Origin of the sequence: Yoonia sp. (assembly GCF_017854415.1) — a bacterium.
Taxonomy (GTDB): Bacteria; Pseudomonadota; Alphaproteobacteria; order Rhodobacterales; family Rhodobacteraceae; genus Yoonia.
On the sequence record NZ_JAFMHR010000093.1, the window covers coordinates 1 to 13,259 of the forward strand.

Consider the following 13,259-nt stretch of genomic DNA (forward strand, 5'->3'; position numbering starts at 1 on the left):
ACGAAGATTATCGCACCGCAGTTGTCGGTGCGCCCAATGGCCGATCAGGCTGGATATTAAACCGTACACCTGACATTCGCGCAGACCGCTTGGATGCGGCACGCGATATCTTGGAATTCAACGGCTACGACCTCAGCCGTTTAGAGGAGATGACACAATGAAGCGATTTATTCTGATGGGTATTTTGGCCCTCGCAGCCTGTGAAGGCACCAGCACTGGAACAATGACGGCGCCTTCGGGTGGTGGCATGCGCGAATTTATGGTGATCGGCAATCGCATGACGTTCGAGCAATGCCGCGCACGTGGCGGTCTGATCATCCGCGATAGCAACACAGCAATGGTCGCCTGCGACCCGAGCGTGCGCGGCGAGCCCGTGCCTGCCGACGAATTCAACCACCCCGACGACAAGCCAACAGGTTAATAACATGACGACACAATCAGCAGCGATCATTGGCGGCGGTGTTATCGGCGGTGGCTGGGCCGCGCGGTTCCTTTTGATGGGCTGGGATGTGCGGGTTTTCGATCCCGACCAGGAAGCCGAACGCAAGATCGCCGAAGTCTTGGACAACGCGCGCCGGTCCTTGCCGGGTTTGTCCGATGTAGCTTTGCCGCCGGAAGGTACGTTGACGTTTCATGATACGATACCCTCTGCGGTCGCAGGTGTGGCTTGGGTGCAAGAAAGCGTACCCGAGCGACTAGACCTAAAGCGCAAGGTCTACCAATCCTTGCAAGAACACTGCCCGCATGACGCCGTTATCGGTTCATCGACAAGCGGGTTTAAACCATCAGAGTTGCAAGGCGGTGCCACGCGCCCTGAACAGATTGTCGTGACCCATCCCTTTAATCCGGTCTATCTTTTACCGCTAATCGAGTTGGTACCAAGTGCGCAAACCGCCCCTGCGATTGTGCAAAAAGCCAAGGACATCCTGACGAGCATCGGCATGCACCCGCTGCACGTACGCGCTGAAATTGACGCACATATCGCGGATCGCTTTCTTGAAGCTGTCTGGCGCGAAGCGCTTTGGCTGATCAAGGACGGCATTGCCACTACCGAAGAAATCGACGACGCGATCCGCTATGGCTTTGGCCTGCGCTGGGCGCAAATGGGATTGTTCGAGACATACCGCATCGCGGGTGGCGAAGCAGGCATGCGCCACTTCATCGAACAGTTTGGCCCCTGTCTTGAATGGCCGTGGACCAAACTGATGGATGTGCCTGAACTGACAGAAGAGTTGATTGACAAGGTCGCAGATCAATCTGATGCCCAATCTGGCAAATATACGATCCGCGAACTTGAACGGGCACGTGATGACAACTTGGTCAGTATTTTGCGCGGGCTTAAGGCGCAAAACTGGGGTGCTGGTGCGCTGCTAAATGCACAAGACAAACGTATTGAAGGCGACGTAAAGTTGCCAGATGATCTGAACCAACCGATCGTGACAGTGGCCCGCGCTGTGCCGCTTGATTGGACGGATTATAACGGGCACATGAACGAAGCGCGCTATCTGCAAGCCTTTGGCGATGCTACGGACCGGCTCATGTTGCTGATCGGGTGCGATGCGGAATACATCGCGACGGGCGGCAGCTATTTCACTGCAGAAACGCATATCCGCCATTTGGACGAAGTGCGTGCAGGGGCCGTGATCCGTATTGAAACCCAAGTTCTCGCTGGTGCAGGCAAAAAAATGCACTTGTTCCACCGTATGTTCGAAGGTGACCGCGAACTTGCAACTGGCGAGCATATGATGATCCATGTCAGTCTCGCGACCCGCCGCGCATCCGACCCAGCGCCCGCTTTGGCCGCGTTACTTGCCAAAGTGGCAAAGGCCCACGAAGCCTTGCCTAGGCCGGTTGGCGCTGGCAACGCTATCGGGGTTCGCAGCTAGTCAGTTTTCGCGATTAATGTGTCAAAATAATCGGTCAGTTCGCGCTGGCCGATACTGGCCTGCCGGACAAGATGGTCAAAGTGAATGGTGATTGCGGCGATCCTCTCGGAGTCGCGGAAAACAAGGTAGTTCCGCCCTATATAGATGACGGCCAATAACGGGCCAAAGACTGTCACTGGCGCGGAATACAACAACCTTCGATCAAACAGATGAAGACGTAGGGTTGGGTAAAGCTGTGCGTGCAGATCGCGAAAGCGGGCCAACTGCGTGCGGCGAATATCCGGCGAAAGCCCTGCGTAGTATCCGGTGCCAGCCGCAAAGGTATCCAGCTCTGCTGTCGGTATCGCGATTTCATAGTCCGATCCCGCATTGCGCATCCAATTTAACCGGTCTGTACTTGCGCCAACAGCCTGATCAATTGTCTTGCCGATGTGGGGTGCATATTCCCAATGCAACATCTCGGCGGTTTTAAGCATATCGGGCAGCCCAGCAGGCACGTGTCGAATTTTGTATCCCTTCGCTTCTTGGTGCCACGCAAAAATTTGATCGTCGATCATTGCGCGCGGTGCTTGCGGCATTGAAATCGCAGTTGCGACCAATTCGGCGGCTTGTTCTGGTCTGTCGGACAAGCCCAATAACCAATCGGCGCTAACGCCCAAGGCTGCGGCACATTCTGCAACTAACTGCGCGTTCGGCAGGCGCGCGCCTTGATCCTTGAGCAGTTGCGAAAGCGTAGAGCGATCAACGCCAGCGTGACGTGACAACGCGCTTTGCGTCATTTCGGCCAAGGTCATTGCTGTCTGCAAGCGGTCACGAAAAAGCTGCGCACGCTGTCTTTTGTCGATTCTTATCACCATATGTGCATAATTTCACAAATTATGCATTTTGTGAACTACTGTCCAAATGGTGCACTGCGCGGTGACGCCATAGGGTAAACTTATGGGACAGAACAAATTTACGGCCCGCGTGCATTTTGAATGGCCGACGCTTTTTTTGATACTGGCATGTTATGCGGGCTGGGCAGCGGCGTTGTGGGTCTTGCCTCTGCCAGTTGGGATCATCTTTTGCGGCATTATGATCGCGCTGCACGCGTCTTTGCAGCACGAAGTGATCCACGGGCATCCCTTTCGTATCCAATGGTGCAATGAACTTTTGATCTGTCCGCCGCTTATGTTGACGGTCCCTTTTGTGCGGTTCAAGGCGACACATTTGGCACATCATCATGACGAGGTCATTACCGACCCCTACGACGACCCCGAAAGCAATTACCTTGCGAATGATGTCTGGTTGCAGTTGCCGCGCTGGATACAAACGGTTTTGCGGTTCAATAACACGATTGCTGGGCGGCTGATCATTGGTCCAATTATCGGGACAGCCAGCTTTTTGACGTCAGAATGGCGCAACCGGGACAAAACGATATGGCAAGCATGGCTGCTACATATTCCGGCTGTGGTGGCTGTTGGATTTGTGGTTACCGCATCGCCTATGCCGTTCTGGGCATATTTGATTGCGGCCTATCTGGGCATGTCCATCTTGAAACTGCGCACATTCTTGGAACACCAAGCCAATGAGCGCGCCAGCGGACGTAGCGTGATCGTAGAGCGCGGCGGCGTCTTTGGATTTTTGTTCTTGAACAACAACCTACACGTCGTCCACCACATGCATCCGCGCGTGGCATGGTATCAATTGCCGGCCCTTTATCGGTCGCGCAAAGATCACTATTTGCGGCGTAATGGCGGTTACTTCTACACCTCATACGGTCATGTACTACGTCGCTATTTTCTGACGCCCAAAGACCCTGTCGCGCACCCGCTCTGGCGGCGATAGCGGTTTGCGGTCATAGGGGGCGGATGGAAATCTGGATCCCGATCACAATTGGCGCGGCCATCGCGCAGACGCTTCGGTTTATGCTGCAAAAGCGGCTTAAAGGCATGGCGCTGTCCACCGCAGGGGCCACGTTCGCGCGGTTCATCTATTCGTCGCCTTTGGTGGCCGTGATCGCGATCACCTATGCGACCAGCAGCGGGCAAGGGTTGCCGGACTTGCCTGCCGCCTTTTGGCCTTACGCCTTTGCGGGTGGCACCTCTCAAATCCTTGCCACGATGTGCGTCGTCGCTTTGTTCAGCCATCGGAATTTCGCAGTCGGGATTACGTTCAAAAAAACCGAAGTGTTGCTGAGTGCATTCTTCGGGTTCCTGATCCTTGGGGACACTTTCACGACACTGACAATCGTGGCGATGTTGATCGGACTTGCCGGGGTTTTGCTTTTGTCGGACCCGCCGGGTGGCGTGGGGCCTTGGCACAAACGGGTGTTCAACCGTGCTACTGCGCTGGGTCTTGGGGCAGGCGTGCTGTTTGGGATTTCAGGAAATGGGTATCGCGGCGCGTCGCTGTCTTTAGGCGATGGCGATGTGTTCTACCGCGCCATTGTTACGCTGGCGATTGTAACTGCGTTTCAAACGCTTGCGATGGCGCTTTGGCTGGTCTGGCGCGAGCGCGGCGAGATCATGCGAGTGCTCTGTGCTTGGCGGGTTGCTGGATTGGTCGGCATCACCAGCATGATCGGATCGATCTGCTGGTTTACGGCCTTCACGCTGCAAAACGCGGCTTATGTGAATGCGGTGGGTCAAATTGAGCTGCTTTTCTCGCTGATTATTGGCGCATTTGTTTTCGGCGAAAAGATTGGCAAAAGAGAATGGCAGGGCTTGCTGTTGCTCACATGCAGCATCGTGATGCTGGTCTTGCTGCTTTAGAGCAAAGGGCGCCCGTCAAGGCGGCTGACCAAATGCGCCTCGTCATCATTGCGAAAGAACGGGACACTGGCGGGCGGGCCGTTGCGTTTGATGTGGCTGCCCAATTCGGCCAACACAACTTGGGTGATAAAGGGCAGATCAAAGCGGCGCGCATCCGCCAATGGGACCCACTGCAGATAAGAAAGCTCGTCCTCAGCATTCGAGAAATCGTCAAGGTCTGTTTGCAAATCACCTGCATCGGCCAAGAAGAACCGCGCATCAAACCGGCGGGGATTACCAGCCGGTGTCACTGCGCGAAAAAAGAACCGTAGGGCTGCCGCATGGGGCACAAAGCCTGCATGTGCAAAACCGCGCCACCCTTGCGGCGGGTTGTCCCAAGCTTGCGTCTGACCCAGAATTTGCCCGGTTTCTTCCCACAATTCGCGGATCGCAGCGGCAGCAAGTGCGGCAGGCGGCAGGCGGCTTTCTTGCGTCAGTCGTTCGCCATCCAAGTCGGTAACTGGTGTCGTTGGAACCTGCGCATCATTTGGATCAACGGCGCCACCCGGAAACACGAATTTGCCGGGCATGAACGCCGCAGTCGCCCCGCGTTGGCCCATCAAGACGGCTGGTGCGGTCTGGGTGTCGCGCAAAACAATGATCGTCGCGGCGTCGCGAATGGCGGTCTTGTCCATGCTTGCCCTTTGCGGATGTTAGCTGTTGTGGCCGAACCCGTGCATCCGGCGCGCCCATTGAATGCCCACAACCATGCCCTTCATGCGCGGCAAAAGATAGAGCGACAGCGCGACCGCAGCCACCGTCAATGTCGAGGCCATGACCCAAGGTTCTGGCCGCAGGTAAACCCACATAAAGTGGATCACAAACCCCAGGATGTGACCGACAACAAGAATTGTCAGATAGGCAGGGCCGTCATCAGCGCGGTGGTGAAAAAGCTCTTCGTTGCAGGACGGGCAGTTGTCCGCAACTTTTAGATAACGCGTGAACAGTCGCCCTTCGCCACAGTTGGGGCAGCGCTGGCGTAGTCCGTGCATCACGGCGGATTTGGTGTGACGGTCGTCAATTGGGAAATGTGCATCTGACATCAGGTTTCTCCGGCATTTGACTATCACATGGACCAATGGGCACTGCTTTAAAAGGGGTGCTGCAAAATTGTGCATTCGCCATTTTGCATTTTTATCTCAAAACGGTGCGACGGAAACTTTCACGGCCTGCGTTTGAGAAGGGTAAGCCACGCAAGAGGCGAGGCGAAAAGAAACAAAGGAAAGACAATGAAAAGCAAGATTTTGATAGCAGCCCTTCTTTCAGGTGTGGTTTTGGCCGCAGGTGCGGCACAAGCCGACAACCACCGCGAGCGCCCGGATTTCGCAACGCTTGATTTGAACAGCGACGGTTCACTTTCTCTTGAAGAGTTGCAGGCGCAAGGCCAAGCACGCTTTGCCAGTGTCGATGCAAACGGCGATGGTGGGTTGTCTGCAGAAGAACTGATCGCTGCCGCAGGTGAACGTGCAAGCGACCGCGCCGCAAAAATGATCGAGCGCCACGATGAAAACGGCGACGGTGTGTTGCAACTTGACGAGATGCCACGCCGTGGCGGTGGTGACCGTGCAGAGCGCATGTTTGAGCGTGTTGACGCAGATGGCGATGGCGCATTGTCACAAGAAGAGTTCGAGACCGCCAAAGAACGTCGCGGTGAGCGTGGTGAGCGCGGCGACGGCAAGCGGAACCGTGGCTAAGGTGCAAACCGGCTGGGGGCATGCTGCCCCCAGCCGATTGCCAGCGCACAGCAATCGGGCTAGCACGCATTCAGATGACCTTATCGCAAGACCCGTTTTTGGGTGCCCCAGACGACGCCCTGCTGATAGCTTTCGCCAATGGCGACAGGCAAGCTGCGCGGTATTTGACGGCGCGGCTTTTGCCGCGGGTCTTGGCGCAGGCCACACGCATGATGGGCAATCCGTCCGAGGCCGAAGACGTCGCACAAGATGCGATGATGCGCCTTTGGAAAATTGCCCCCGATTGGCGGCAGAACGAGGCGCAAGTCAGTACCTGGCTTTACCGCGTGACGTCAAACCTTTGCACGGACAGGCTGCGCAAACGGCGCGGGGCCGTGTCGCTGGATCAAGTGGCCGAACCTTTGGACGACGCGCCAAGTGTCCCTGCGCAAATGCAGACGCGCGCACGGATGACGGCGCTTTCGGATGCTTTGGCACAACTACCGGATCGACAGGCGCAAGCGGTGTCGCTGCGACACCTTGAGGGACTATCCAATCCCGAAATTGCGCAAATCATGGACATCAGTGTGCGGTCCGTGGAAAGTCTAACAGCACGCGGTAAACGCGCCCTTGCCGATCTGATGGCCGGGCGAAAGGCAGAACTGGGGTATGACGATGACCAACCCGAATGAAGATATGCTGGACGATCTGTTCGCGCAGGCGCGCAGTATAGATGCCAAACCCAGCCATGCTTTTTTGGCGCGCGTGTTGGCAGATGCAGATGGCGTACAGGCCGCGATGCGGCCAAAACAAGCCGCTGTGCCCGGCGGGCTATGGACGCGCATGTTGGACGCTTTGGGTGGTTGGCCTGCTGTCAGCGGGTTGGCTGCGGCGACCATTGCAGGGGTCTGGATTGGGGTAGCCCCGCCAAGTTCCATGCAGGATTTAACCGCATCATTGATAGGTGACGAAGTGAGCGTAGATTTTTTCGCGACAGATTTTGCGTTTGATACAGGGGCTTTGGCAGATGGCTGATCAAGAGAAAGCGACGGCGCGCCCTAGCCGCTTGTGGAAAGCCGTCTTGGTATGTTCGCTGGCGCTCAATTTGGCTGTGGCTGGAGTGGTTGTCGGGTCAATGGCGTCGGGACGGTTTGGCGACGGGCCGCCGCGTAGTTTTGATCTGGGCATCGGCCCGATCACCCGCGCGCTTTATCCGCAAGAACGCCGCGAAGTGGGGCGCAGCCTGCGCCAAAACCGCGTCTTGCGCGATGTTGATCTGCGCGGGCGTGTGACCAGTATTGTGGATACGTTGAAAGCAGAGCCATTCGCACCTGATGCGCTCCGCGTTTTGCTTGAGGCCCAGAATACGCAAATGGCGAGTGTACAAAGCAAAGCGCAGGACGCGTTGCTGGACACGATTGCAGATATGACGCCCGCGCGGCGGCAAGAATTTGCGGACCAACTGTTGGAAGAGCTTTCTAAGACACGGACACGCGGTCCGCGACCTTCAAGCGGCTGATTTACCCATCGCGACTTGATTTCGCCCGGCGGATTTAGCGACATACAGCGCTTTGTCGGCGCAGTCGCACAGCTTTGTTAGGGGAAATGCATCAAGCCCGTCTTGATCGCTGACAGCCACCCCGACAGAGATTGTGACATGGATCGGCGCATGCGCTTCGCCGACATCAAAGAGCGTGTTGTGGATCGTGCGTCGCAGTCGGTCGGCCGCCAATTTTGCTTGCCTGACAGAGGTGCGCGGCATGGCAATGAAAAATTCTTCTCCGCCCACGCGCGCAACCAGATCAATTGCGCGCATGTTTTCACGCAATCTGTCTGCGGCTTGCACCAAAACCCTATCGCCCGCAGCATGGCCGTAGGCGTCATTGACAGCCTTGAAATGGTCGATATCCAGCATCATCACAGCAAATCCGTGCCCTGATGCTACCGCTTGTTCGGCCAAACGTGCCAAATGTGGCTCGAGATAGCGGCGGTTATAAAGGCCGGTCAAAGGGTCTGTGATCGCGGCATGCAAGCCGCTACGAACCGTGGCACGCAGGGCATCAGTTTGTTGTTTTCGGGCGATCAGTGCTTTGGCACGCAAGGCGATTTCAGCCGGTGACGCATCGGCTGATACCGCATCATCTGCGCCCAAGTCCAAGAAAAGGGCTGTAATTTCCGGCTCGTCTGCTGGAGTGATGATCAACTGCCCCGACAAGCGCGTTGCTGCACGTGAACGCAAATCAGATACCAGACCAAACAAAGCGCGCTCGTTTTGTGGCACGGCAGTTGCATCAACGATCAACAGGTCCGGCGTTTGCGGCAACGCTTTTGCGGCAAGTGCCGCGTCGGGCGTGATCACGCAGACGGGTCTGCCAAAGTCATGGGATAGTGCGTTGGTCATTTTTGCATGCATGTCGGGTATCGGTGTGACGAAAGCGACGTTAGCGGGTACTTCAAAGCTGCGGCACGCCTCTTCGAAACCAAGTGCGCGGCTGGTGCTTTCGCGCAAGACCAATTCTTGTCCGGCGCTTCGCACGCGCAACAAATTGCGGATACGCGCCAACAAAAGTGTGTCATTGATCGGGCGGGGCATCACATCGTCCGCGCCCGCGTCAAGGGCCGCAAAACGTGCCTTTGCCGTGTCGGGCGTACCCAGTGCGATTATTGCGACCGCAGCTGTGTTGGTTGCATTGCGCAAGTCCTTGCAGAAATCGTGATTATCCGCGTCTGCACAATTCAGGTTCAGCAAGATCTGGTCTGGCCGGTTTTCTGCAATTGCGCGTTCCGCTTCGGCGCGGTTCGCACAGACATCTACCGCGAACTGTGCGGCTTGCATTTTAACCTTTAGCACAATCCGGTTGGTCGCCACCGCATCCAAGATCAATATACGCGCAGGCATGAACAACATCCTTTCTAAGGGGGGACCCTCAATTCCTTGGATGCATTTTCTGCGGTATTGGTTAATAAACAGTTTCGAAAACAGTGAGGATCGCCCGTGCAGCATCAAGAAGCCGAGATTATTGCCCTGAAGGCCTTGGCGTGGCTGGCTGAAAATGAAGAGCTTTGCCCAATTTTTCTGGGTGCGACAGGGGGCAGTACAGATGAAATGCACGCACGTGCGACTGATTCTGCGTTTCAGGCGTCAGTTCTTGAATTCATAACGATGGATGATGCATGGATCATCGCGTTCTGTGACAGCGCTGATCTGGGTTATGATAAACCGCTGCGCGCCCGCTATGCGTTGCCGGGAACCGAACAGACGGAATGGACCTAAAGGTCTATCTTGATGATCGCACCGGCTTTGACGGCGCGGCTTTGACACAGGATCATCGCTCCCTCTTGCTGGCTTTTTGACAACACAAAATCGCGGTGCTCTACTTCGCCTGACACGACGCCGCATTTGCATACACCGCACAGCCCATCGGCGCATTTTACATCAACATGCACGCCCGCAGCGATCAGGGCATCTGATGCAGACTGATCTGCGCCAACTGCGATTTCGCGACCATCATTGAGTGCGAGCGTGAATGGATAATTCTCATATTCCGGCTGTTCTGGTACCGCGAAATATTCAAGGTGCCGCGCCTCTTCGGGAAAGCCATTTGCGGTTGCTGCGTCCATGACGGCAGACATATAGGCGTCGGGTCCGCAGGTGTAGATATGTGCGCCACTGGCGTATTTGGTGATCGTGGAAAGGTCCGCGCGCGTGCCTTCTTGCGAGACATGCAAATGCACGTTCGCCGCCCAAGGGACATTTGCCAGATCATCAAGAAAACCAGCATCTGTGCGCTTTGATATACTATAATGTAGCGCAAAATCTGCGCCAATTGCATGCAACCGGTGCGCCATCGCAATCATTGGCGTTACACCAATACCGCCACCCATCAACAGGGTTTTTGTGGCATCCTCGACCAGTGGAAAATGATTGATCGGTGGCGAGATATAAACCCGCCGCCCTTCACTGAATATGCGGTGCATCAGCTTTGACCCACCGCGTCCTGTGTCTTCGCGCAGAACCGCAATCTGGTATTTTCTGTGATCAGCAGGGTCACCGCTTAAAGAGTATTGCCGGAAGAATTCTGGCGCGACAAGCACGTCAATATGCGCGCCTGCGGTGGCGGGAGGCAGATCGCCGCCATCTGGTCGCGAAAATTCGTATTTGGTGACTGCATCAGTCATCTTTGTAACCGAAGAAATCACAACCGGAATGACAGGAGCGTCCCCTTTGACAGGCGTGTAAACATGCTCTGGCGCGATCCCAGCTGCGCGACGCTTGCGGTGTTCGGTCGCGGGGATCATGGCGTCATAAGCTGCGATGCCAGCTTCACGATCCATCGGTGCAGGCCAAGGATAAGGCGGTGGGGCAAGTGGTGCAGGATAGACGGCGAGCGTTTGATCCGCGAAGGTCAGTTTCAGGTCTTTTTGCAAGCTGCGCGCGTTTACGGGATGGCGGGAAGGGTGGTACGCACCGTCGTCTTCCATCTCAAGATCCCACCACCACTTTTTGACGGTATTGATCGTGCCTTTGCCCAGTTTGTCATCCAAGGCTGCCAATGCTTTCGCGGCTTGAGGCACGGCCATTGCAAGTTTGCGAAACGGGGCTTCGGCGAACAGCCCTTCAAGGTTCCACGGGCAGGTTTTCATACATCTGCCACACATCGCACCGTTCTTTTGACTGACGCGGTACGTGGTGCATTTCTGGCTGTCTGACTTCCAAATCTCGTACCCATTGAACATGAGTTTCGGTCCGGCGGTGATCGCACCTGAAGGGCATTCGCGGGCGCATTTGTTGCAAGCTTCGCAAAATTTTTGCAGCCCAAAGTCGATGGGTTTGTCATGGGCCATCGGCATGTTCGTGGTGACAATACCTGATTTGAGGCGCGGGCCGAGGAAGGGGTTGAGGATGACTTCGCCAATGCGGCTGACCTCGCCTAAGCCAGACAGCAATAGCAATGGGGGATGCAAAACCTCGTCATCCATCACCGAATGTACGCGGGCGGTATAGCCAAGGTTGCGCAAATGCTGCGCCAAAACGCCACCCAATAGCGAGAACCGCAGATAGGCGCGCATGGATTGCGCGCAGGCGATCCAATCATCGCCAGACGCGCCCTCCATCGTCTCATGGCCTTGGTCGATAATCATGGAAATGGCGTTGTCGTGGTAGGGTGTGATCGGCGCACCCGTCGCGTCGTGGCTGTAGTAGGTCCAGTCAGGGCAGGCGGACAGCCCCACGGCATCGACGCCCAAGAAATAAAGTGCTGCCTTGATATTGGCGGCGTTGCCTTCGGGGGTGTCTGTGATTCGCTTCGGAGCGGCATCGCCATCTTGCAACAAAACAAATGCGCCCAGCGAAGGACGAAACGCATAGGCAGAGGCTGACTTGCGGACATAATTGCCGTTCTTGGTGGCGTCCTGAACTGTCTTTCCCATGTCGCCGAATAATGCGCGGGCAAACATATTGGCCCGTTTGGGAACCCGCGCCACGTTGGGGCGGTCGATGTAGGTTGTGGGTTCTTTCACCCGTTTCAGTGTCTCGAACGGATGCGGCCCCTTGGCGAAATCGCGGGCCGCGAATGGATCGCGGGTGCGGGCCGACTTGGCATGTGTTCCAAGACCGGATTGATAGCTGCCGGGTGGCTTTTGGAATGGCGCGATGGGTTGGTCGGGGGCCATCGCCAAAGTTGTGGTCACTGCCGCCAGTCCGAACCGTTCGCCCGTAAACGGATTGGATAACACGCCATTCTCCAAAGCGACCAAACCAGATTGCGCCGCAAGCGCGCCCAATTGTACGTCAGTGGCCGCCATAGAATGCGCGCGGGCCTCATACCCCAATGTGCGAATGTAGCTTGCCATGGTTACGGCCGTTTCCATGCCTCGCAAACAGGCCCGTTGTGGCAGCGCATCGCTGATCCAGTCAGTTCCCACCTCATCGGGTTTAGGGTCGCGTGGATAGTCGTAAAGAAACACAAGCGCGTGGGTGTGATGTCGGCAATCAACAGGCGGGAGCGCCATACTTTCGCGCAGGCCTGCCATGATCACATCGATACCAGCGGCCAGTGACGTCGGCTGCATGGTGCGTAATTTGGCAGCCAGACGGTCTACGTCCGGATTAACCAGCGGTGTTTCCAGCCATGCCTGCGCTGGAATTTCGCAAGTGCCGACCATGCTGGCATCGCAGTAATACCCGAACGCTTTCAAGTGGTTGGCACGTTCAGTCAGGTCGCTCGGTATTTCTGCGATCTCGCGTTTGACCATGCCGTCGCGGGTGGCGTCCAGCATTGCTTGATAGTCTTGCATTGCGTTGACGATGCTGCGTGGATCGGTGGGCCTGCGAAAAGACAGGTCTGTCTGCGGCGGCAGATCAGACAAATCCAACGCCGCTTGGCGGCGCAGTTTTTCAAGCGGGAAAGGCCCAAGATGCATCGGGCGCGAGCGGTAAGAGCGAAGCTTTAACATGTTGATTGACACCGTCTTGCGGGCAGGGTCCGGTGTCAATGCATGAACCACAAGGATATCCCATGATAAAAGGCATCATCTTCGACAAAGACGGCACGTTGTTCGACTTCAACGCAACGTGGGGCGCTTGGGCGCGCGGGATGCTAGAGGCCGAAACGAAAGATGCGCCGCATCTGTTCGAGGATTTGGCTGACGCCTTGGGTTATGACTGTGATGCAAACCGGTTTCGCCCCGGCAGTGTCGTGATCGCCGCGACCGCTGCCGAAGTTGCAGATCGGATCATTTCGGTTCTTCCCGGTTTGGAACGCGAGGCATTGTTGGGCCGCATGAATGCAGCCGCTGCTTTGGTGCCGCAGCAAGAGGCTGTACCATTGAAGGACTTCTTCATGCGATTGCGTGCCACTGGCTTGGAACTTGGGATCGCCACGAATGATGCAGAGGCACCCGCGCGT

The 13,259-nt window shown here is 56.3% G+C and carries 16 protein-coding genes; 11 read left to right on the top strand and 5 right to left on the bottom strand.

Annotation, left to right across the window (positions count from 1 at the left end):
- The 3 genes from QZ197_RS11050 to QZ197_RS11060 form a co-directional block, all read left to right on the top strand.
- Positions 1-161 (top strand): lipocalin family protein (locus QZ197_RS11050; RefSeq protein ID WP_296432028.1); only part of this gene is annotated, 161 nt, incomplete at its 5' end.
- On the top strand, positions 158-421 hold the full coding sequence (locus tag QZ197_RS11055; RefSeq protein ID WP_296432008.1) for a hypothetical protein: 264 nt from the start codon (positions 158-160) through the stop codon (positions 419-421). The genes QZ197_RS11050 and QZ197_RS11055, both read left to right, overlap by 4 nt.
- Before the next feature lie 4 nt (positions 422-425).
- The gene (locus tag QZ197_RS11060; protein ID WP_296432010.1) at positions 426-1,886 is read left to right on the top strand and encodes a carnitine 3-dehydrogenase; all 1,461 of its coding nucleotides are present in this window, start codon (positions 426-428) and stop codon (positions 1,884-1,886) included.
- Here the strand turns inward: QZ197_RS11060 and QZ197_RS11065 are convergent.
- A complete protein-coding gene (locus tag QZ197_RS11065) occupies positions 1,883-2,743 on the bottom strand; it encodes a helix-turn-helix transcriptional regulator (RefSeq protein ID WP_296432011.1) in 861 nt (286 codons plus the stop codon). The two genes, QZ197_RS11060 and QZ197_RS11065, sit on opposite strands and share 4 nt — an antisense overlap.
- A gap of 82 nt (positions 2,744-2,825) precedes the next feature.
- Here QZ197_RS11065 and QZ197_RS11070 point away from each other — a divergent pair, with 82 nt between their 5' ends.
- Positions 2,826-3,713, top strand: a complete 888-nt coding sequence (locus QZ197_RS11070; RefSeq protein WP_296432013.1) for a fatty acid desaturase — start codon at positions 2,826-2,828, stop codon at positions 3,711-3,713.
- 23 nt (positions 3,714-3,736) lie between these two features.
- The gene (locus QZ197_RS11075) at positions 3,737-4,639 is read left to right on the top strand and encodes a DMT family transporter (protein WP_296432015.1); all 903 of its coding nucleotides are present in this window, start codon (positions 3,737-3,739) and stop codon (positions 4,637-4,639) included.
- On the opposite strand, the gene QZ197_RS11080 is transcribed toward QZ197_RS11075, so the two are convergent.
- Positions 4,636-5,313 carry an NUDIX hydrolase gene (locus QZ197_RS11080; RefSeq protein WP_296432017.1) on the bottom strand — a complete coding sequence of 226 codons (678 nt, stop codon included), beginning with the start codon at positions 5,311-5,313 and terminating at the stop codon, positions 4,636-4,638. The two genes, QZ197_RS11075 and QZ197_RS11080, sit on opposite strands and share 4 nt — an antisense overlap.
- Before the next feature lie 18 nt (positions 5,314-5,331).
- Positions 5,332-5,721 (bottom strand): DUF983 domain-containing protein, encoded by a 390-nt coding sequence (locus QZ197_RS11085; RefSeq protein WP_296432018.1) that lies wholly within the window; start codon positions 5,719-5,721, stop codon positions 5,332-5,334.
- Positions 5,722-5,907: 186 nt separating this feature from the next.
- Between QZ197_RS11085 and QZ197_RS11090 the strand changes: the two genes are divergently transcribed.
- From QZ197_RS11090 to QZ197_RS11105, 4 genes are all read left to right on the top strand, one after another.
- The gene (locus QZ197_RS11090; protein ID WP_296432020.1) at positions 5,908-6,372 is read left to right on the top strand and encodes an EF-hand domain-containing protein; all 465 of its coding nucleotides are present in this window, start codon (positions 5,908-5,910) and stop codon (positions 6,370-6,372) included.
- Between the two features lie 74 nt (positions 6,373-6,446).
- Positions 6,447-7,043: an RNA polymerase sigma factor gene (locus QZ197_RS11095; protein ID WP_296432029.1), complete on the top strand. Its 597-nt coding sequence runs from the start codon at positions 6,447-6,449 to the stop codon at positions 7,041-7,043.
- On the top strand, positions 7,027-7,386 hold the full coding sequence (locus QZ197_RS11100; RefSeq protein ID WP_296432022.1) for a hypothetical protein: 360 nt from the start codon (positions 7,027-7,029) through the stop codon (positions 7,384-7,386). Before QZ197_RS11095 ends, QZ197_RS11100 begins: the two co-directional genes overlap by 17 nt.
- A complete protein-coding gene (locus QZ197_RS11105) occupies positions 7,379-7,870 on the top strand; it encodes a periplasmic heavy metal sensor (RefSeq protein WP_296432023.1) in 492 nt (163 codons plus the stop codon). Before QZ197_RS11100 ends, QZ197_RS11105 begins: the two co-directional genes overlap by 8 nt.
- On the opposite strand, the gene QZ197_RS11110 is transcribed toward QZ197_RS11105, so the two are convergent.
- On the bottom strand, positions 7,859-9,250 hold the full coding sequence (locus QZ197_RS11110; RefSeq protein ID WP_296432024.1) for a diguanylate cyclase: 1,392 nt from the start codon (positions 9,248-9,250) through the stop codon (positions 7,859-7,861). The two genes, QZ197_RS11105 and QZ197_RS11110, sit on opposite strands and share 12 nt — an antisense overlap.
- Before the next feature lie 96 nt (positions 9,251-9,346).
- On the opposite strand from QZ197_RS11110, the gene QZ197_RS11115 reads away from it, so the two are divergent.
- Entirely contained in the window at positions 9,347-9,625 is a 279-nt protein-coding gene (locus QZ197_RS11115; protein WP_296432025.1) for a DUF3572 domain-containing protein, read from the top strand.
- Here the strand turns inward: QZ197_RS11115 and QZ197_RS11120 are convergent.
- Positions 9,622-12,807: a reductive dehalogenase gene (locus QZ197_RS11120; RefSeq protein ID WP_296432027.1), complete on the bottom strand. Its 3,186-nt coding sequence runs from the start codon at positions 12,805-12,807 to the stop codon at positions 9,622-9,624. The two genes, QZ197_RS11115 and QZ197_RS11120, sit on opposite strands and share 4 nt — an antisense overlap.
- A gap of 62 nt (positions 12,808-12,869) precedes the next feature.
- Between QZ197_RS11120 and QZ197_RS11125 the strand changes: the two genes are divergently transcribed.
- Positions 12,870-13,259: HAD family hydrolase (locus QZ197_RS11125; RefSeq protein ID WP_363157891.1), on the top strand; the 390-nt coding region annotated here is incomplete at its 3' end.

What these genes read in the sequence shown, in the direction of transcription:
- QZ197_RS11055 (WP_296432008.1), top strand. Translation starts at nt 158, where the DNA reads ATGAAGCGATTTATTCTGATGGGTATTTTGGCCCTCGCAGCCTGTGAA.
- QZ197_RS11060 (WP_296432010.1), top strand. Translation starts at nt 426, where the DNA reads ATGACGACACAATCAGCAGCGATCATTGGCGGCGGTGTTATCGGCGGT.
- QZ197_RS11065 (WP_296432011.1), bottom strand. Translation starts at nt 2,743, where the DNA reads ATGGTGATAAGAATCGACAAAAGACAGCGTGCGCAGCTTTTTCGTGAC.
- QZ197_RS11070 (WP_296432013.1), top strand. Translation starts at nt 2,826, where the DNA reads ATGGGACAGAACAAATTTACGGCCCGCGTGCATTTTGAATGGCCGACG.
- QZ197_RS11075 (WP_296432015.1), top strand. Translation starts at nt 3,737, where the DNA reads ATGGAAATCTGGATCCCGATCACAATTGGCGCGGCCATCGCGCAGACG.
- QZ197_RS11080 (WP_296432017.1), bottom strand. Translation starts at nt 5,313, where the DNA reads ATGGACAAGACCGCCATTCGCGACGCCGCGACGATCATTGTTTTGCGC.
- QZ197_RS11085 (WP_296432018.1), bottom strand. Translation starts at nt 5,721, where the DNA reads ATGTCAGATGCACATTTCCCAATTGACGACCGTCACACCAAATCCGCC.
- QZ197_RS11090 (WP_296432020.1), top strand. Translation starts at nt 5,908, where the DNA reads ATGAAAAGCAAGATTTTGATAGCAGCCCTTCTTTCAGGTGTGGTTTTG.
- QZ197_RS11095 (WP_296432029.1), top strand. Translation starts at nt 6,447, where the DNA reads ATGACCTTATCGCAAGACCCGTTTTTGGGTGCCCCAGACGACGCCCTG.
- QZ197_RS11100 (WP_296432022.1), top strand. Translation starts at nt 7,027, where the DNA reads ATGACCAACCCGAATGAAGATATGCTGGACGATCTGTTCGCGCAGGCG.
- QZ197_RS11105 (WP_296432023.1), top strand. Translation starts at nt 7,379, where the DNA reads ATGGCTGATCAAGAGAAAGCGACGGCGCGCCCTAGCCGCTTGTGGAAA.
- QZ197_RS11110 (WP_296432024.1), bottom strand. Translation starts at nt 9,250, where the DNA reads ATGCCTGCGCGTATATTGATCTTGGATGCGGTGGCGACCAACCGGATT.
- QZ197_RS11120 (WP_296432027.1), bottom strand. Translation starts at nt 12,807, where the DNA reads ATGTTAAAGCTTCGCTCTTACCGCTCGCGCCCGATGCATCTTGGGCCT.